At 70.7% G+C, this 18469-nt stretch carries 20 protein-coding genes; 13 read left to right on the forward strand and 7 right to left on the reverse strand.

Going from position 1 to position 18469, the window contains the following annotated elements:
• The first annotated feature begins 108 nt into the window (after nt 1–108).
• From paaC to J2Y46_RS09090, 4 genes are read left to right on the forward strand one after another with little or no spacing between them, the layout of a single operon-like run.
• Nucleotides 109–906: a 1,2-phenylacetyl-CoA epoxidase subunit PaaC gene (paaC, locus tag J2Y46_RS09075; RefSeq protein WP_396653161.1), complete on the forward strand. Its 798-nt coding sequence runs from the start codon at nt 109–111 to the stop codon at nt 904–906.
• Nucleotides 900–1412, forward strand: coding sequence for a 1,2-phenylacetyl-CoA epoxidase subunit PaaD (gene paaD, locus J2Y46_RS09080; RefSeq protein WP_310241778.1), 513 nt, complete (start codon nt 900–902; stop codon nt 1410–1412). The genes paaC and paaD overlap by 7 nt, the downstream gene beginning before the upstream one ends.
• On the forward strand, nt 1412–2629 hold the full coding sequence (gene paaE / locus J2Y46_RS09085; RefSeq protein ID WP_310241781.1) for a 1,2-phenylacetyl-CoA epoxidase subunit PaaE: 1218 nt from the start codon (nt 1412–1414) through the stop codon (nt 2627–2629). Before paaD ends, paaE begins: the two co-directional genes overlap by 1 nt.
• A 9-nt stretch (nt 2630–2638) precedes the next feature.
• A complete protein-coding gene (locus J2Y46_RS09090) occupies nt 2639–3400 on the forward strand; it encodes an enoyl-CoA hydratase/isomerase family protein (protein WP_045300884.1) in 762 nt (253 codons plus the stop codon).
• A gap of 162 nt (nt 3401–3562) precedes the next feature.
• Here J2Y46_RS09090 and J2Y46_RS09095 read toward each other — a convergent pair whose 3' ends face one another.
• Entirely contained in the window at nt 3563–5215 is a 1653-nt protein-coding gene (locus J2Y46_RS09095; RefSeq protein WP_310241784.1) for a thiamine pyrophosphate-binding protein, read from the reverse strand.
• Between the two features lie 151 nt (nt 5216–5366).
• Between J2Y46_RS09095 and J2Y46_RS09100 the strand changes: the two genes are divergently transcribed.
• Nucleotides 5367–5675: a hypothetical protein gene (locus tag J2Y46_RS09100; protein WP_045300886.1), complete on the forward strand. Its 309-nt coding sequence runs from the start codon at nt 5367–5369 to the stop codon at nt 5673–5675.
• Nucleotides 5676–5691: 16 nt separating this feature from the next.
• On the opposite strand, the gene J2Y46_RS09105 is transcribed toward J2Y46_RS09100, so the two are convergent.
• Complete coding sequence (locus J2Y46_RS09105) at nt 5692–6405, reverse strand: IclR family transcriptional regulator (RefSeq protein ID WP_045300888.1); 714 nt, start codon at nt 6403–6405, stop codon at nt 5692–5694.
• A 124-nt stretch (nt 6406–6529) separates the two neighbouring features.
• Here J2Y46_RS09105 and J2Y46_RS09110 point away from each other — a divergent pair, with 124 nt between their 5' ends.
• The 5 genes from J2Y46_RS09110 (at nt 6530) to J2Y46_RS09130 (ending at nt 11506) form a co-directional block, all read left to right on the forward strand.
• Nucleotides 6530–8449 carry an FAD-binding monooxygenase gene (locus tag J2Y46_RS09110; RefSeq protein ID WP_310241789.1) on the forward strand — a complete coding sequence of 640 codons (1920 nt, stop codon included), beginning with the start codon at nt 6530–6532 and terminating at the stop codon, nt 8447–8449.
• A 241-nt stretch (nt 8450–8690) separates the two neighbouring features.
• Nucleotides 8691–10160 (forward strand): NAD-dependent succinate-semialdehyde dehydrogenase, encoded by a 1470-nt coding sequence (locus J2Y46_RS09115; RefSeq protein ID WP_310242338.1) that lies wholly within the window; start codon nt 8691–8693, stop codon nt 10158–10160.
• An 89-nt stretch (nt 10161–10249) separates the two neighbouring features.
• Complete coding sequence (locus J2Y46_RS09120) at nt 10250–10456, forward strand: dodecin family protein (protein WP_045300893.1); 207 nt, start codon at nt 10250–10252, stop codon at nt 10454–10456.
• A gap of 84 nt (nt 10457–10540) precedes the next feature.
• A complete protein-coding gene (locus tag J2Y46_RS09125; RefSeq protein ID WP_310241794.1) occupies nt 10541–10909 on the forward strand; it encodes a hypothetical protein in 369 nt (122 codons plus the stop codon).
• Between the two features lie 3 nt (nt 10910–10912).
• Nucleotides 10913–11506, forward strand: coding sequence for a GNAT family N-acetyltransferase (locus J2Y46_RS09130; protein WP_045300897.1), 594 nt, complete (start codon nt 10913–10915; stop codon nt 11504–11506).
• A 48-nt stretch (nt 11507–11554) separates the two neighbouring features.
• Here the strand turns inward: J2Y46_RS09130 and J2Y46_RS09135 are convergent, their stop codons facing one another.
• From J2Y46_RS09135 to J2Y46_RS09150, 4 genes are all read right to left on the reverse strand, one after another.
• Nucleotides 11555–11761 (reverse strand): three-helix bundle dimerization domain-containing protein, encoded by a 207-nt coding sequence (locus J2Y46_RS09135; RefSeq protein ID WP_310241798.1) that lies wholly within the window; start codon nt 11759–11761, stop codon nt 11555–11557.
• A gap of 68 nt (nt 11762–11829) precedes the next feature.
• Nucleotides 11830–12501: a VOC family protein gene (locus J2Y46_RS09140; protein WP_310241800.1), complete on the reverse strand. Its 672-nt coding sequence runs from the start codon at nt 12499–12501 to the stop codon at nt 11830–11832.
• A 9-nt stretch (nt 12502–12510) separates the two neighbouring features.
• Entirely contained in the window at nt 12511–12651 is a 141-nt protein-coding gene (locus tag J2Y46_RS09145; RefSeq protein ID WP_169748710.1) for a hypothetical protein, read from the reverse strand.
• Nucleotides 12652–12750: 99 nt separating this feature from the next.
• On the reverse strand, nt 12751–13116 hold the full coding sequence (locus J2Y46_RS09150) for a DoxX family protein (protein ID WP_045300903.1): 366 nt from the start codon (nt 13114–13116) through the stop codon (nt 12751–12753).
• Nucleotides 13117–13229: 113 nt separating this feature from the next.
• On the opposite strand from J2Y46_RS09150, the gene J2Y46_RS09155 reads away from it, so the two are divergent.
• Together J2Y46_RS09155 and J2Y46_RS09160 are read left to right on the forward strand one after the other, a co-directional pair.
• Nucleotides 13230–13661, forward strand: coding sequence for a helix-turn-helix domain-containing protein (locus J2Y46_RS09155; RefSeq protein WP_084695684.1), 432 nt, complete (start codon nt 13230–13232; stop codon nt 13659–13661).
• Between the two features lie 150 nt (nt 13662–13811).
• Nucleotides 13812–14846, forward strand: coding sequence for a winged helix DNA-binding domain-containing protein (locus J2Y46_RS09160; protein WP_310241806.1), 1035 nt, complete (start codon nt 13812–13814; stop codon nt 14844–14846).
• Between the two features lie 147 nt (nt 14847–14993).
• On the opposite strand, the gene J2Y46_RS09165 is transcribed toward J2Y46_RS09160, so the two are convergent.
• The gene (locus J2Y46_RS09165; RefSeq protein ID WP_045300909.1) at nt 14994–16430 is read right to left on the reverse strand and encodes an XRE family transcriptional regulator; all 1437 of its coding nucleotides are present in this window, start codon (nt 16428–16430) and stop codon (nt 14994–14996) included.
• Between the two features lie 141 nt (nt 16431–16571).
• Here J2Y46_RS09165 and J2Y46_RS09170 point away from each other — a divergent pair, with 141 nt between their 5' ends.
• Nucleotides 16572–18452 (forward strand): phosphoenolpyruvate carboxykinase (GTP), encoded by a 1881-nt coding sequence (locus J2Y46_RS09170; protein ID WP_310241809.1) that lies wholly within the window; start codon nt 16572–16574, stop codon nt 18450–18452.
• Nucleotides 18453–18469: the final 17 nt, after the last annotated feature.

An 18469-nucleotide genomic window follows, 5' to 3' on the forward strand; every position in this document is an offset into this window, starting at 1 on the left:
ACCATCGGCCACACGGATTTGGGGCGCGATTCGTCCGTCGGGGCGGAGAATGTCCGCCCCGACGGAGAGAACGCGCCCCAAACCGGGGAAGAACCCACGCACGGTGACGTGACCGTCGAGCAGCTCGAGCTGTCGGCCGAACTGGCCGGCGGTGGAGGCCGCGCGGCGACGGCCGACGTCGCCGAATACGCGTTGTGGCTCGGCGACGACGCGCTCGTGCTGTCGCAGCAGCTCGGCTGGTGGATCGCCCGCGCGCCCGAGCTCGAGGAGGATGTCGCGCTCGCCAACATCGCGCTCGATCTGCTCGGGCACGCGCGCTCGTTCCTCCGCTACGGCGGAACGTACGACGACCGCACCGAAGACGACCTCGCATACTGGCGCGACGAGCCGGGGTTCCGCAGCGCATGGCTGTTCGAGCAGCCGAACGGAGACTTCGCGCAGACGATCGCGCGCCAGCTCGCGGCATCCGTGTATCTCTTCCAGCTGTACACGGCGCTCAGCGAGTCGTCCGACGAGACGTTGGCCGCGATCGCCGCGAAGGCGGTCAAGGAGGTCGAGTACCACCGCGACCATGCCGTGCAATGGACGCTGCGCCTCGCGGGCGGCACCGATGAGTCGCGTCGGCGCATGATCCGGGCCATCGGGGATGTGTGGCCGTACGTGGGCGAGCTGTTCCGTGACGAGCCGCTGACCGACCGACTCGACGGCGTCGCCGTGCGGCCGTCGACGCTGCAGCCGGCGTTCGACGCCGTCATCGCCGCCGTGTTCAGGGAGGCGGAGCTCGAGGTGCCGACCACGCCGATGTCGTCGGCCGGCGGACGCCGTGGCTCGCATTTCCCGACGATGGGCTACCTGCTCGCCGAGATGCAGGTGCTCGCCCGACAGCACCCGGGGGCGACATGGTGACGCTTCGACAGGTTCAGCGACCGGTGGGCGAGGCCGAGCGCGCGTGGGAGGTGGCGGCGTCCGTTCTCGATCCCGAGGTTCCCGTCCTCACGATCGAGGATCTCGGCGTGCTGCGCGACGTCACGGTCGACGCCGGGCGCGTGACGGTCACGATCACGCCCACGTACTCGGGCTGCCCCGCGATGGACGCGATCCGCGACGACGTCGTGCTCGCCCTCACCTCGGCGGGCTTCGACGACGTCGACGTGCGACTGGTGCTCGCCCCCGCATGGACCACGGACTGGATGACGGATGCCGGCAAGCACAAGCTCGTCGAGTACGGCATCGCCCCGCCCACCGGGCGCGCCGCGATGAGCGGGCCGATCCGGCTGCAGCTCTCGGTGCGCTGCCCCCGCTGCGGGTCGCTCGACACGCGCGAGCTCGCGCGATTCGGGTCGACGTCGTGCAAGGCGCTGTACGAGTGCCGCGCGTGCCTCGAGCCCTTCGACCACTTCAAGGTGCACTGATGCGGCCCGACGCCGTTCGACAGGCTCAGGGACCGGGGACGCCGAGCGAGAACGAGCGGATCGCCGAGACGCTGCTCACGACCGCGGTCGGCGGCCCGCGCGGCGCCAAGCATCGCGCACGGTTCCACACGCTGCGGGTCGCCGCGGTGCGGCCGCTCACAGACGCCTCGGTGGAGGTGACCTTCGCGATCCCCGAGGAGTCGCGGGACGCGTTCGACTACCTCGCGGGTCAGCACGTCGCGCTGCGGAAGGTCCTCGACGGCCACGAGGTGCGTCGCTCGTACTCGCTGTGCCGCGCCGAGGACGCGGGCGGCGGGGGCGATGGCCCGCGCACCATCAGTGTCGCGATCAAGCGAGACTCGGGCGGTCGGTTCTCGACCTGGGCGCAGACCGAGCTGAAGGTCGGCGACGAGATCGACGTGATGAGCCCGCAGGGCACCTTCACCTCCAAACTCGCCGACCTCGACGACGCGCACGTGGCGGGGATCGCCGCGGGGTCGGGCATCACGCCGCTGATGGCGCTCGCCGCGACCGTGCTGGCGCGGTCGCGCACCTCGCGGTTCACGCTCGTGTACACGAACCGCTCGAGCCTCGACGTCATGTTCCTCGACGAGCTCTCCGACCTCAAGGACCGCTACCCGACGCGGCTCGCGCTGCACCACGTGCTCTCGCGCGAACAGCGCACCGCGCCGCTGCTGTCGGGCCGCATCGACGAGCCGCGGCTGCGGCGGATCCTCGGCGATCTCGTGCTCCCCGACACTGTCGACGAGTGGTTCCTGTGCGGACCGTTCGAACTCGTGCAGCTGTGCCGCGACACCCTCGCCGACATCGGGGTCGACCCCGCCCACGTGCGTTACGAGCTCTTCACGACGGGCGAGGGGGAGCGGGCCGAGCCGTCGGCCGGGCGCCCGGTGGTCGTCGCGGAGGACGAGCCGGTGCGTCGCATCGAGTTCACACTCGACGGGCAGTCGCAGTCCGTCGACACCCCGGTCGCCGCGCACGAGTCGATCCTCAACGCCGCGCTGCGCGTGCGCCCCGATGCGCCGTTCGCGTGTGCCGGCGGTGTGTGCGGCACCTGTCGTGCGCGCCTGCTGCAGGGGTCGGTCGCCATGACGGAGAACTACGCGCTCGAGCCCGACGAGCTCGAGCGCGGCTACGTGCTCACCTGTCAGTCGCATCCGACCACCGATACCGTCGTCATCGACTACGACGTCTAGGAGGAACGAATGATCGAGCTGTCCATCACCGGCGACGTCGCCGAAGTCGTCCTCAACGCACCGGCGAAGCTCAATGCGCTGTCGCTGCGCGAACTGGGGGAGATGGATGCCGCCTACCGCAGCGCCGAGGAGTCCGGGGTGCGTGCGCTCGTGCTGCGCGCCGAGGGCCGGGCGTTCTGTGCCGGTCGCGACATCGCCGGCGTGGATCCGGTGACCGACGACGTGCCCGAGTACCTCGCGGGCGTGGAGACGCTGATGCGGCGGATCGCCGCGTTCCCGGCGCCCACCTTCGCGGCCGTCCACGGCGCGTGCCTGGGCGTGGGGCTCGGCCTCGCCATCGCGACCGACGTCGTCTACGTCGCCGACGACGCGAAGATCGGCTCGCCGTTCGCGAGCCTGGGCGCGATGCTCGACTCGGGCGGCCACGCCCTGCTGTACGAGAGGCTGGGTGCGCACCGGGCGCTCGACCTCATCTACACCGGCGCGATGATGTCGGGTGCCGAGGCTGTGGCGGCCGGCCTGTTCAGCCGCGCGATGCCCGTCGAGGAGGTCTTCGACTTCACGATGCAGCGCGCAGCGCTCGCCGCGGCCGGACCGACTGCTGCCTTCGTCGCCTCGAAGCGACTGATCGCTCGCCTGCGCGGCGAGCGATTGTGGGACGCTCTGGCCGAAGAGGCGCGCGGCCAGGAAGCGCTGCGCAGCACTGCCGACTACCGCGAGGGATTCGCCGCGTTCCAGCAGAAGCGCAAGCCCGACTTCACGGGGGAGTGAGCCCCGCAGCCTGTCCCGGTGAGGGGGGCGTCGCGTACGATCGCGGCGCAGGACGCGGATCCGGAGTTCGGAGAAACTTCGTGTTTCCGCAGGTATGGCCCGCTCTCGATCCGGAAACGGCGCGAGTCTGCGAACTCCCGATCCGCGACGAGTCCGCCGGGGCTAGGAGTTCACGCGGATGATCTCGCGCTGATAGGGCGCGATCACCTCGCCCGAGATGCGGCAGTCGAGCACGAGGAAGGGACGGGATGCTGCGGGCTCGGCCGCCCAGTCCGCGAGCCGGTCCAGGTCCGCCAGGGTGCGCACGACGACGCCCTCGGCGCCGACGCCGGCCGCGAGGGCGGCGAAGTCGACCTCGGGGATGAGCATGGGCTCCCTCGCGAGCCCCTTGAGGCCGTAGAGGTTGATCTCGGCGCCGTACGCCGCGTCGTTCCACACCACCGCGATCCCGCGGCCGGCGGCGACCCGGACGGCTGTCTCGAGGTCGGCGAGGGCCATGAGCCCGCCGCCGTCGCCCGTCGTCAGCACAACGGTCGCCGAGGGCTTCGCGAGCGCAGCGCCGGGCACCGACGGCCAGCCGAGCCCGATCGACTGGAACGCCGTGCCCACCATCGTCATGCGATCGGGGGAGGCGACCGGCCAGTACATGTTGGCCCAGCCGATGAAATGGCCGCCGTCGGACACGACGACCCGGTCCTCCGGCAGCAGCGCGCCGATGCGCGCGGCGACGGTCCGCGGGTCGAGGCGACCGTCGGGCGCGACGCCGTGTCCTTGCTCATATGCCCGCAACGGCATGAGGTCGACGGACTCGCGCCAGCCGCTCGGCGCGCCGCCTCGTGCCTGCAGACCGTCGGCGAGGGCGCGGGCCACCACCGCGGCATCGCCGCGCACGTAGCCGCCCACGTGAGGGTGGGTCGCGGCGGGTGCGACGTCGACCTGGAACACGCGGGTGCCCGGTGCGAACAGCTCGCCGAAGCGCATCGTGAACTGGTTGAGCGACGCCCCGAAGACGACGGCGACGTCGGCCTGGCGCACCAGCTCCATGGCGCCCTCGGCGCCGAAACCACCGGTCACGCCGAGGTCGAACTCGCCGCGGGGGAAGACTCCGCGGCCGAGCGCGGTGGTGGCGGTGACGGCGCCGACCGCGTCGGCGACGTCGCCGAGGGCCTCGCCCGCACCCGAGATCCAGGCTCCGCGACCGGCGAGGAGGAACGGCCGCTCCGCCGAAGCCAGCGCTTCGACGAGTCCCTCGACCGCGCCCTCGGCGAAGGGCCCCGCGGGCACGAGAGGAGCGGGAAGTCGCGGCTCCGGAGCCTCGGGAAGCGGGCCGGCGTCGCGCGCGGCGACGTCGTAGGGGATCGCCAGCACCGTCGGCACCCGGTAGGTGAGCGCGTGCTCGATGGCGATGATCGTGGTCGCCGCAGCATCCGCCCGCCCGACGGTATAGGTGCGCGCGCCGACGGCCGATGCGAGGGCGATCTGGTCCACGTCCCAGGGGCGCGGGCCGGACGTCGGCTCGTCGCCGACGACGAGCACGAGGGGCACGTGCGCCTGCACGGCCTCGGCGAGGGCGGTGATCGTGTTCGTGAAGCCGGCGCCGTAGGTCGCGGTCGCGGCGGCCAGCCGGCCGGAGGCCCGGTGGTACGCGTCGGCGGCCACGACGCCGCCGGCCTCGTGGCGCACGGCGGTGAAGTGCACGTCGGTGGAGCGCTCGAGCGCGTCGAGGAAGTACGCGTTGCCGTTGCCCATCACGCCGAAGACGTGGTCGATGTGGCGGGCGAGCGTGAGGGCGACGTGGGCCGAGACGGTGCTCATGGCGGGAGACATGGCGATGCCTTTCGAGACGGAACGGATCGAGAGCCGTATGTGTCTCGCGCGTGCGCGCTGCGTGCCCATTTTTCGAGCACCGGCGGGCGACGGTGCCACCGGACGTGACGAGTATAGGTCTTCGGGCAGGATGGGAGTCATGAAGACGACTCAGCTCCGCCGGTACACGCTCGTCGACGGGGAGTACGACGCCTTCGTCGCGTGGTGGAACGAGTGGATGCCGCGGGTACGGCCCGCCGCCGGCTTCACCATCGAGTTCGCCTACGGCCTTCCCGAGACGAACGAGTTCGTGTGGGCCGTGAGCGCCCCCGGCGACGAAGATGCGTTCGTCGCCCTCGAGAAGGAGTACCTGGCGTCCGAGGCGCGCGCAGAGGCGTTCGCCGGCGTGCCGCAGCGCGTCGCGGAATACAACATCCGTCTCGTGACCGACTACCCGACCACCGCCTGACGAACCGGCCCCGGGGTCAGCCGCCCAGCGCGTCGCGGATCGCGCTCGCCGACCGGGTGAGGCGCGCGGCGATCTCCTCGTCCGAGTGCGCGCTCGCGACGAACACGACCGCGATCGCCGCGGGCCCGCGCCCGCGCACGACGAGCGGCACGGCGACCGCCCGCAGGCTCGGGATGACCTCGTCGTGGCTCGTCGCGAAGCCGCGGGTGGCGGCATCCGCGACCTCCGTCGCCAGCTCCGGTGACACGCCGGCCGGCCACGACGACGTCGGCAGCAGTGACAGGATCGCCTTGCCCGGTGCGCCGCGCGTGATCGGATGCCGCGTGCCCGGCCGCTGCGCGACGGGGTTCACGGCGTGGCGCGGCTCGACGCTCGACAGCGTGACGCACTCCTCGTGGTCGAGCACCGCGAGGAAGCAGGTGACCCCGAGGTCGCCCGCCACCGCGGTGAGTTCGGGGAGCGCCTCTGCCTGGAGGTCGTGCGCGATGCCCGCAGCGAGGGCCGCGAGGCGCGCGCCCAGCTCGATGCGGCCGGCGGCGTCGCGCTCGACGAGTCCGTGGTCTTCGAGCGTGCGCAGGAGCCGGTAGGCCACCGACCGATGCACCGCGAGCCTGGCCGCGATCTCGTCGATGGAGAGGGGACCACGTGCGTCGGCGAGCACCTCGAGGATCCGGATGCCGCGGCTCAGCGTCTGCGACGCGGGCGCCGTCGTGGCGTCGGACCTTGTCATGCCGCATCCCTTCGTATACGATCTGTTCAATAGTAGAACGGTGTGTTCGAATATAGAACACGCCCAGCTCGTCAGCAAGCCCCAGGCCGCGAGCCCTCGACACCGTCGTCCGAGGAGGACATCGATGCAGTTCCACCACCACGGCTACGTCTCGGCAGACCCGCGCGTGCAGGACGCCGCCGGCACCGGCATCGACAGGCCTGCCGAACTGCCCGACGAGATGGACATCCTGATCGTGGGCTCGGGGCCGGCGGGCATGCTCCTGGCTGCCCAGATGTCGCAGTTCCCCAGCCTGACCACGCGCATGATCGAGCGGCGCGACGGGCGCCTCGTGCTGGGCCAGGCCGACGGGATCCAGCCGCGGAGCGTCGAGACGTTCCAGGCGTTCGGGTTCGCCGAGCGCATCGTCGCCGAGGCCTACAACATCGCCTGGATGAACTTCTGGGGTCCCGACCCCGAGAACCCCGACAACATCATCCGCACGGCCCGCACCGAGGACTACGCCCTCAAGATCAGCGAGTTCGCGCACCTCATCGTGAACCAGGCGCGCGTGCTCGACTACTTCGCCGAGGCCGCCGCCCATGGCCCGGGCCGCATCCTGCCCGACTACGGGATCGAGTTCGTCGGCCTCACGGTGCACGACGACGGCGAGTTCCCCGTCGAGGTCCGCGTGCGGCATGTCGCGGGGGAGCGCGCCGGTGAGGAGCGAACCGTCCGCGCGAAGTACGTCGTCGGCTGCGACGGCGCGCGCAGCGGCGTGCGCGAGGCCATCGGCCGCAAGCACGTCGGCGCGTTCTCGGCCCACGCCTGGGGCGTGATGGACGTGCTCGTCAACACCGACTTCCCCGACTGGCGCACCAAGTGCGCGATCAACTCCGAGGCCGGCAACATCCTCCTGATCCCGCGCGAGGGCGGCTACCTCTGCCGCGTCTACGTCGACCTCGGCGAGGTCGCGAAGGACGACGACCACCGCGTACGTCGGACGCCGATCGAGGCGGTCATCGCCAAGGCGAACGACATCCTCCACCCGTACTCGCTCGACGTGAAGCAGGTCGCCTGGCACAGCGTCTACGAGGTCGGCCATCGTGTCACCGACAAGTTCGACGACGTCGACGTCGACCAGGGTCACGACCCGCGCGTCTTCCTCACCGGCGATGCGTGCCACACGCACAGCGCGAAGGCGGGTCAGGGCATGAACGTCTCGATGCAGGACGGCTTCAACCTCGGGTGGAAGCTCGGGCAGGTCCTCACCGGGCTCAGCCCCGCCTCCCTCCTCTCGACGTACTCCGCCGAGCGCCAGCCCGTCGCCCAGCAGCTCATCGACTTCGACCGGGAGTGGTCGGCCCTCATGGCCCGCAAGCCCGAGGAGATCTCCGACCCGCAGGAGCTCGCCACCTTCTACCTCGGCACGGCCGAGTTCCCGTCGGGATTCATGACGCAGTACGGCGCGTCGATGATCGTGACGGATGCTGCGCACCAGGCGCTCGCCGAGGGGTTCCCGCTGGGCAAGCGGTTCAAGTCCGCGGAGGTCGTCCGCGTGTGCGACGGCAACCCGGTCCACCTCGGCCATCACGCGAAGGCCGACGGCCGCTGGCGGATCTACGCCTTCGCCGACGCGCCTGCGGCGGGGGAGGAATCCGTCCTCGCCGACTGGGCCGCGTTCATCGCCTCGCCCGAGTCCCCGGTGCAGCGCTTCACGCCGGAAGGCGCCGACGTCGACGCCGTGTTCGACGTCAAGGTGATCTACCAGCAGCCCCACGAGGACGTCGACATCTCCCGCGTGCCCGAGCCGTTCCTGCCGAAGACCGGACCCCTCGGGCTCACCGACTGGGAGAAGGTCTACGCGGCCGCGCCGAGCGCGTGGACGAGCGCCGACATCTTCGAGGAGCGCGGCCTGTCGCGCGACGGCGTGGTCGTCGTCGTGCGCCCCGACCAGTACGTCGCGGCCGTGCTCCCCCTCGACGCGACCGACGAGCTCGCGGCGTTCCTCGCCGGCGCATTCGTCGACCAGCACGCTCCGGCGCTCGCGCACGCCCTCAATTGAGGAGCAGAGCCGAGTTGAGGAGCAGCGGCCCGAGTCCTCTCCTCATCTCGGCCCTCGACCTCGAATGAGGAAGCAGGTGATCGGTTCACCCGTTGTGCAGGCGGGCGAATCATGACAGCGAACTGTACAAGATGTACATCGGCCGGCAAGAGCGGCCGCGGGCAGAATAGCCCCAGACCAACGACCGAAGCGGGTGCCGCGGCATCCGTCCACCGACAAGGGAGTCCCCGTGACCACGACGATCACCGAAACCCGTGAGTCCGAGCTGCTGGCGTCCGTGCCCGATGGGCTGTTCATCGGCGGGCAGTGGCGTGCGGCATCCGGCGGCAAGACGCTGAAGGTCTACGACCCGTCCAACGGCGAGGTCGTCAAGGAGATCGCGAACGCGTCGCCGGAGGACGGCAAGGCCGCTCTCGACGCGGCGGTCGACGCGTTCCCGGCGTGGGCGGCGACGCCGGCGCGTGAGCGGGCGGTGATCCTGCGTCGCGCGTTCGATCTGCTGCAGGAGCGCAAGGAGGACTTCGCGCTGCTGATGACGATCGAGATGGGCAAGCCACTGGCCGAGGCGCGCGGCGAGGTCGCGTACGGCGGCGAGTTCCTGCGGTGGTTCAGCGAGGAGACCGCCCGCGTGCAGGGCCGCTACGGCGCGAACCCCGAGGGCACCGGCCGGATGATCGTGTCGCAGCACCCGGTGGGTCCGTGCTTCCTGATCACGCCGTGGAACTTCCCGCTCGCGATGGCGACCCGCAAGATCGCTCCGGCGCTGGCCGCCGGCTGCACCGTGGTGATCAAGCCCGCCGAGCTGACGCCGCTGACCACCCTCGCGTTCGCGCAGCTGCTGGAGGACGCGGGCGTGCCGGCCGGTGTCGTCAACGTGTTCACGACCTCGACGTCGGGCGCGGTGTCCGAGCCGATCATCCGCGACCCGCGGCTGCGGAAGCTGTCGTTCACCGGGTCGACGCAGGTCGGGCAGCGGCTGCTGGAGCAGGCCGCGCAGGGGGTGCTGCGCACCTCGATGGAGCTCGGCGGCAACGCGCCGTTCGTGGTGTTCGACGACGCCGACCTCGACAAGGCGGTCGACGGGGCGATCGCGGCCAAGTTCCGCAACATCGGTCAGGCCTGCACCGCCGCGAACCGGTTCATCGTGCACCGCTCGGTCGCCGACGAGTTCGCGCGCCGGGTCACCGAGCGCGTCAACGGCTTCACCATCGGCCGCGGCACCGAGGAGGGCGTGAACATCGGTCCGCTCATCGACGACCGTGCCGTCGCGAAGGCGTCGCAGCTGGTGCAGGATGCCGTGAACCGCGGCGCGAAGGTCACCACCGGCGGCAACGAGGTCGACGGCCCCGGCACGTTCTACGAGCCCACCGTCGTCACCGACGTGCAGCCGGGCTCTGAGATCCTTCGTGAGGAGATCTTCGGGCCGGTGCTCGCGATCATCCCGTTCGACACCGAGGACGACGCCGTGCGCCTCGCCAACGACACCGAGTACGGGCTCGTCTCGTACGTGTTCACCGAGAGCCTCGCCCGCGGGCAGCGCATGATCGAGCGCCTCGAGACCGGCATGATGGGCCTGAACATGGGGGTCGTCTCCAACGCGGCGGCCCCGTTCGGCGGCTGGAAGATGTCGGGCCTGGGCCGCGAGGGCGGCGCCGAGGGCATCCACGAATACCTTCAGACCAAGTACACCCTCACCCCGAACCCGTTCTGACCGACGGGGAGGCGCTCGCGCACCCCCTTCCCAACGAGCGGGAGCGCGATCACTATGGTCGTGTCGGCATCGAGCGATATGGGGTTGAGATGAGCGTTTACCGAGTGATCGACGTCATCGGCACGAGTGCCTCGTCCTGGGAGGAGGCCGCTCGAGAAGCCATCGACACCGCCGCGGGATCGCTGCATGATCTGCGCATCGCCGAAGTGACGAAGCAGGACGTCGTCGTCGGCGACGACGGCGCGCTGCTGTTCCGTGCGCGGATCCAGCTGTCGTTCAAGTACGCGCCGGAGTGACCCGTCGCAACGCCTCTGGTGGCGTCGCGCCGGGCTCTCTATGTTTGGTGTCAGCGCGTGCGGACCGAAGCGGAGGAGTCGTCGATGGAGTCACCGGTCGAGAGTCTGACGAAGTCCGCGCCGTCATGGGGCGCGAAGATGGCGTTCGGCGAGACGATCGATGTCGGCGGGCGACAGGTGACCCCGGCGGCCCTGGTCGTCTTCGGGTTCGGCGGCGGCGGCGGTTCCGGCAAGTGGCCCGCGCGCGGCGGGCTGCCCGAGGGTGAGGGCGAAGGAAGCGGCGGGGGTGGCGGCGGCTACGTGCTGCCCATCGGCGCGTATGTGAACGGTCCGAAAGGGCCGAAGTTCCAGCCGAACCCGGTGGCCATGATCGTGGTGAGCGTCCCGCTCGTGTCCGCCGCCGGCTGGGCGCTGGCGCGGATCATCACCGCGGTGAGGTCGGGTCGGAGGTAGGACGTGGTCCTTGCGACGTCGCACGTGATCAAGCCGCTCACTCCCGAGACGTTTCCCGCGTGGCTGGCGCTCGCGCAGAAGCACAACGGGGTGTGGGGCGGGTGCTACTGCTCGTACTTCCACGGTGACACCGAGCACACCGTGAAGAGCGAGTACGACCGCGCGACGTTCAAACAGCGGCTCGTGGATGAGGGCGTCGCGCACGCCGCGCTCGTCTTCGACGGCGACGACGCGATCGCGTGGTGCGAGTTCGGCAGTCCGGCCGAGCTGCCGGGCATCTACCACCGCAAGGAGTACGACGCGGGCGAGACGAACCCGGCGCCCTGGCGCATCACCTGCTTCTTCGTCGACCGCGACCACCGGCGTTCTGGCGTCGCGCGGGAGGCACTGGACGGTGCGCTGGAACTGATCGCGCAGGCGGGCGGCGGCGAGGTGATCTCGTTCCCCAACGAGCTCCCGCCCGGCAAGAAGACGTCGTCGTCTTTCCTTCACAACGGCACGAGGGCCATGTTCGAGAAGGCCGGGTTCACGTTCGAGCGCCACATCGGAAAGAACAAGACCGTGGTGCGCAAGACGGTCCCGCCGGCCGGCGCCTGACGCGGGTTCGCGCGGGCGGAGTCGGCGAGAGGACGCCGCGCGGGCGGACTACTGGATCGGATGCTCGAGCCGCGCGCGTGCTTCGCGCTCGACCAGCACGGGGACGAAGTCGCGCACCTTCGCGCGCGCGAAGTGCGAGTGCGCGTCGGCGACGGCGCGCTCGATCTCGGAACGATCTCTCGAGGGGAACCGCCCTTCCAGCCGGTCCACGACGTCGGAGAGGGCCTGATCCTCATCCGCGAGCTCACGGGTCATGTGCTCAGGGTGCTCTTCGCCCTCCGCTCTCGTCAAGCAGGCGAGGACCGAGGTGTCGGCGACGCGGATCAGTCGTAGGTATCGGTCCACGACGCGATGTCCACGCCGTGGTTGTCGGGCGAGGCGAGCGACCACCACGCCGGAGCGTGCGAGTCGTCGGCGAGTCGGCCGCCGGCCGCGAGTGCGGCGTCGACGCGGGCCCGGGCCTGGTCGGCCGGCACGAAGACGTCGAAGTGCGTCCGGCCCCTCGACGGCGAGTCCCCGGTGATCGGGTTGAAGGCGAGCTGCGGTCCGCAGCGCATCGGATCCGCGGCATCCGTGTCGCCCACGTCCTCATAGCCGAGCGCCGCGGTGAAGAAGGGGCGCACGTCGGCCCCGGAATGCTGAGCGACGTAGATGCCGATCGACTGTGCGCGCGAGGGGTCGGGGATCAGGCGCTGCGCGCCGGCGGCCACCGACACGGCGGCGGCGAAGTCCACGGCTGCGGCGGGGATGCCCTCCGCGCCGGCGTACGGGACGCGCACGACGACTCCCTCGGGACGCACGTCGATGTCCGGCCGGAGGCCGAATCGCTCGGCGGCCGCGACGATCGGGGCGACGAGCCCAGCGGCATGGGAGAGGGAGGTCGCAGTGAAGACGGCCTGCGGTCCCGTGCCGGTGACCCGCCAATCGGAGACGCCAGACGCCTGATGGAACCCCGCCGCCGAGATCGCGTCCGAGCCGTTCGCCGTTTCATCCATCGAGGTCTCCTACACCGGTTCGGTCGTGCGGATCAGACCGCAGTTCACGCACGACCAGGCGACCAGGAAGCGCTCATCGTCGAGGATCTCGAAGGTCAGCGCGTCTCCGCACGTAGGGCAGATCCGCGGATCCGCGTCGTTCACCCTCATGCCGTCAGCTTAGGCAACCGGCTCGTGTGCCGGGAGTCCTGAGGAGAGCGGATGCCTGAGTGCGTGGGGAACATCCGCTCTCGTCCGGGGTCCGTGGGGTCAGAGCACGACCAGGAAGCCGACCACGGCGCTCACCGCGGACAGCACGGCGAGCACGATCGACGGGGTCGCGTTCTCCTTGCGGCGCACGTGCACGGCGACAGCGCCGATCATGACGACGGTCAGGGCGGCAGCGGCGATCGGGGTGAGGATCGGCGCGATGCCGGTCAGGAGCGGCAGGATCAGGCCGATACCGCCGATCACCTCGGCGGCGCCGATGAGCTTCACGGTCGGGTCGGCGAAGTCGTCGGCCCAGCCCATGCCGCTCGCGACGAGAGCGGACTTGGGACGGGCGACCTTCATGGCGCCGGCCGCGACGAAGGCGAGGGCGAGCAGGCCGTTGAGGATCCAGAGGGCGATGGTCATGCGAGTACTCCAGGGAGAGGTCGTGGGGTCTGTTACTGTTTGTAAGTAACCCCATGATGCGTCACCTCGAAGACGCGTACAAAAGGCACACGGATGTAAGTAGGTGACACGCGATGGCGACCACCCTCACGATCGAGCTCCCCGGCGAGCCCACGCCGACCGGCTACGAACGCTCGTGCGAGGAGGCCTCTCCCGGCTCCGACCACGGCCGCGCCATCCGCGACGTGCTCGACCGCATCGGCGACAAGTGGTCGCTGCTCGTGGTCGGCACGCTGCGGCGGGAGCGGCTGCGCTTCACCGAACTGCAGCGTCACATCCCGGGGATCTCGCAGCGCATGCTGACGCTGACGCTCCGCCAGCTCGAGCGCGACGGGCTCATCACCCGGACCGTCCACGCCGAGGTGCCGCCGCGCGTCGAGTACGAGCTGACACCCCTCGGCGGCACGCTCATCCAGCTGGCGATGGCCCTCGCCGACTGGGCGATCGAGAACCACCCGCGCATCGAGGACTCGCGCGCCGCCTACGACGCCGCACACCAGCGCTGACGATCGCGGACACCGGGCGTCCGCAGCCTGGGCCATGATGGGCGGGTGGTCCCCACTCCTTCTCCAGACGCCGCTGGCGCGTCGCCCGGAGCCTCCGGGCGCGTGGGCCCAGCCTCGACCATTCGGTCCGAGCGGCTCCGGTCGCACCGCTTGAGCGCCCCCGCGGCGACGGTCGCCGACGCCGCGCGGCACATGCTCGCGACGCAGAGCCAGGAGTTCTGGGGCGGGCGCTGGGCGCTTGCGACGCGCGTGCGCGGCCGAACGACGGTGCGCGACGTGGACGCCGCCTACGGCCGCGGCGAGATCGCGCGCACCTGGACCATGCGCGGGACGATCCACACGATCCCCACCGCCGACATGGAGTGGGTGCTGTCGCTGACCGCAGAGCGCCAGCGCCGCCAGGCGGCGGCCGTGCACCGCAACGAAGGGATCGACGCCGACGAGGCCGACCGCGCCGAGCGCCTCGCGCGGGCAGCGCTCGGCGGGGGCAACCGCCTCACGCGCAAGGAGCTGTTCGAGGTGTGGGAACAGGGAGGGGTGTCGACGTTCCGGCAACGGGGCTACCACCTGCTCGTCGCCCTGTCGCTGCGCGCCGTGCTGTGCCAGGGCCCGGTCGTGCCACGGGAGAAGGGGCCGACCCGCGAGCAGTTCTTCGTGCTCGCCGACGAGTGGATCACGGATGCCGTGACCCCGGCCGATCCGATGGCTGAGTTCTTCGTCCGCTACGTCGCCTCGCACGGTCCCGCCGGCGTGCGGGACTTCGCGTGGTGGAGCGGGCTCCCGCTCGGGATCTCGCGTGCGGCGGCGGAGGCGGCATCCGATCGCCTGCGTCTCGTCGCCGACGAACCCGAGCCGCAGTACGTGGTCGCCGGCGCCGCACCGCGGCGCAGCGCCGCGGCCCCCGAGGTGGTGGCACTGCCGCCGTTCGAGGAGTACTACCTGTCGTACGCCGACCGCACCGTGCCCTGCGCGCCGGAGTTCCTGAGTGCGATCGGCCCGAGCATGAACGGCATCGTCCGTCCTATCCTCGTCGCGCGCGGCGAGGCGGTCGGCGTGTGGACGCACTCGCTGGCCGTGGGCCGCCACGCGGAATCCCCGGTGCCCGAGCTGTTCACCCCTGGGGCGGCGACCGACGAGGAGATCGCCGCCGCGCTCGACCGCTACCGCGACTTCATCACGGCATAGCCCCGGGTCTGGCCGCCGAAGCCCGCGCACACCTGCCGAAACACGGGTTCGTCACCGAACACGCCGGGGCGCACCATCCGTTCCCGGCGTGTCGGCGTTACCGACCCGTGTTTCGGCAGCAGACGCCCCGCGCCGAGTGGCACGGGCTCAGGCGTGGCGGTCGAGGAAGTCGTACACCTCGTTGTCGTCGACGCCGGGGAAAGCGCCGCGGGGGAGCGGCGAGAACATCTGCATGTGCACACGCGCGCTCGGCCAGGCCTTTCCCGCCCAGCGCTCCGAGACTCCGGAGGCGACGCGGCGGCAGCACGACTCGTCAGGGCACGTCGAGGTCGCGCGCTTCTGCGTCTCACGTCCGCGGAACCACCGCGCGTCGTCGAAGGGCACGCCCACCGTGATCGAGAACTCGCCCTCCGCGGTGGTGCCGGTCTGCGTCGAGCACCAGTAGGTGCCGGCCGGGGTGTCCGTGTACTGATAGTGCTCGGTGGTGCGGTTCTGCTCGGAGAAGGCGGCGCGCGCCGAGAACTTGCGGCACGCGATCTGGCCGTCGACGGCGCCGGTGACGTCCATCGGGAGCGGCAGGTCGTCGTTCTCGTAGACGCGGGAGATCGCCCCCGAGCCGTCGACGCGCAGGAAGTGCAGCTTGATCCCCAGGTGGTGCGTCGCGAGATTGGTGAGCCGCATGCCGGCCGCCTCGTGCGTCACGCCGAACGCGTCGCGGAAGTCCTCGACGGCGAGGTTGCGGTCCTTCTTCGCCTGCTGCAGGAACGCGACCGACGCCGTCTCGGGCATCAGGCAGCACGCGGCGTAGTAGTTGATCTCGAGCCGCTGCTGCAGGAAGTCGGCGTAGTCGGTCGGCCTCTTGTGGCCGAGCAGGCGGTGCGCCATCGCCTGCAGCGCCATCGACCGCAGGCCGTGGCCGCCGGGGATGGAGGCCGGTGGCAGGTAGATGCGCCCGTGCTCGAGGTCGGTCACCGAGCGCGTCGAGTGCGGCAGGTCGTTCACGTAGATCAGCTCGAAGCCGAGCTTCTCGGCCATGATGCTCACGGTGCGGTGCGTGAGGGCGCCTGACACGTGCCCCGCTGCCTTGAGCTGCTTCTCGGCGAGCTTCTCGATGTCGGGGAGGTAGTTGTCGCGCTCGCGCATCATGAGGCGCAGCTCGGTGTTGGCGCGGCGCGCCTCCTCGGGCGTCGCGATGGCCTCGCGCTCGCGACGCTGCAGCTCGCGGTGCAGGCCCAGGATCGATTCGATCGTGTCGTCGGACATGCCCTTGGTCACCTTGATCGGCGTGACGCCGAGCTGGCGGAAGACCGATCCCGACTGCGCGCGTTCGAGCTCGATCTCGAGCGCCGCGCGCCGGTTCGGCGGCTCAGCCGAGAGGAGGTCGCCGACATCGACACCCGTCGTCGAGGCGATCGCCTGCAGCAGCGACAGCTTCGGCTCGCGCTTGCCGTTCTCGATGAGGCTGAGCTGGCTTCCGGCGACCCCGACCAGTGCGCCCAGCTCGTCGAGCGTGTACCCGTGGGCGAGACGCTGGTGACGGATGCGGTGGCCCAGGGTCGACAGTTCGAGTGACGTGGGGGGCATTCCTTGATGCTAGCGAAAGAATCGCAACTCTTGACACCAGATTTCGCAGGAAGAGCGGCCTGTTACGCCCGAAAGTAGAGGAAGAGCACGAATCTGCATCGTCGAAACCATCTGACGGTTGAATCAACGAGGAGCGACACCATGGCCCTTGCCGACATCTTCCCCCGAACCGAAGGCTCCGCCGCCGCCCGTCCCACCCTCACCCGGACGTATGGCGAACTGCCGACCGTTCAGGGCGAAGGCATGGTCGCTCTGCGCGCATGGGTCGACGAGATCGCCGCCCTCACCCGGCCGGCGCGCATCCACTGGGTCGACGGCTCCCGCGCCGAGAACGACATGCTCCTTCGCGAGATGGTCGACGAGGGCAAGCTCATCAAGCTCAACCCCGAGTGGCGCCCGGGCTCCTACCTCGCCCGCTCCCACCCGAGCGACGTGGCGCGCACCGAGGCGCGCACGTTCATCGCCTCGGAGCGCGAGGAGGACGCCGGTCCGACCAACAACTGGGCCGCGCCCGACGAGATCCGCGCCACCATCACTCCGCTGTTCGAGGGCTCGATGAAGGGCCGCACGATGTACGTCGTGCCGTTCTCGATGGGTCCGGTCGGCGGCCCCCTGTCGCACATCGGCGTGCAGGTGACCGACAGCGCGTACGCCGTCACCTCGATCGGCATCATGACGCGCGTCGGCACCGACGTGCTGCGCGAGATCGCTGGCGGCGCGCACTGGGTCAAGACCGTGCACTCCGTCGGCGCCCCGCTGCAGCCGGGCCAGGCCGATGTCGCGTGGCCGTGCAACGACGAGAAGTACATCGTCCACTTCCCCGACACCCTCGAGGTCTGGTCGTACGGCTCGGGCTACGGCGGCAACGCGATCCTCGCCAAGAAGTGCTTCGCGCTGCGCATCGCCTCGGTGATCGGCCGCGACGAGGGCTGGCTCGCCGAGCACATGCTGCTCATCCGCGTCATCGACCCCGCGGGTCGCGCCTACCACATCGCCGCCGCGTTCCCGTCGGCGTGCGGCAAGACCAACCTCGCGATGCTCCGCCCGACGATTCCGGGCTGGCGGGTCGAGACCCTCGGCGACGACATCGCGTGGCTGCGCCCCGGTGAGGACGGCCGCCTCTGGGCCATCAACCCCGAGGCCGGCTTCTTCGGCGTCGCGCCCGGCACCGGCCAGTCCACCAACGTCACAGCGGTCGAGACGCTCTGGGGCAACACGATCTTCACGAACGTCGCGCTGCGCCCCGACGGCGACGTGTGGTGGGAGGGCCTCACCGACGAGCCGCCGGCACAGCTCACCGACTGGGAGGGTAACCCGTGGACGCCGGACTCCGGTCGTCCCGCCGCCCACCCGAATTCTCGCTTCACCGTCGCCGCGGCCCAGTGCCCGCAGATCGCCGACGACTGGGACGCCCCGCAGGGCGTGCCGATCGACGCGATCCTGTTCGGCGGCCGTCGCGCCACCAACGTGCCGCTCGTCGTCGAGGCGACGGACTGGACGCACGGCGTGTTCATGGGCTCGAACATCTCGTCGGAGAAGACCGCGGCCCAGGAGGGCACCGTCGGAGAGCTGCGGCGCGACCCGTTCGCGATGCTCCCGTTCTGCGGCTACAACATGGCCGACTACTTCGGGCACTGGCTCAAGGTCGGGCAGCAGCTGCGCTTCGATCGCGCACCGCGGGTGTTCCAGGTGAACTGGTTCCGCAAGGGCACGGACGGACGCTTCCTGTGGCCGGGCTTCGGCGACAACTCGCGCGTCATCGACTGGATCATCCGTCGCATCGAGGGCGAGGTCGGTGCCGTCGAGAGCCCGATCGGCCGCCTGCCGCACAGCGCCGACCTCGACCTCGACGGCATCGAGGTGTCGCAGGCCGACCTCGACGAGCTGTTCGCGGTCGACGCGCAACTGTGGCTGCGCGAGGCCGACCTGACCGAGGAGTTCTACCGCACCTTCGACGGCCGCGTCCCCGCTCCGCTCTGGGCCGAGCTCGCCGCGCTCCGCTACCGCCTGCAGCGCGCCTGACCCGGTTCCGAAGCCTC

This window comes from Microbacterium sp. BE35, from assembly GCF_031457705.1.
In the GTDB taxonomy this organism is placed as follows: Bacteria; Actinomycetota; Actinomycetes; order Actinomycetales; family Microbacteriaceae; genus Microbacterium; species Microbacterium trichothecenolyticum.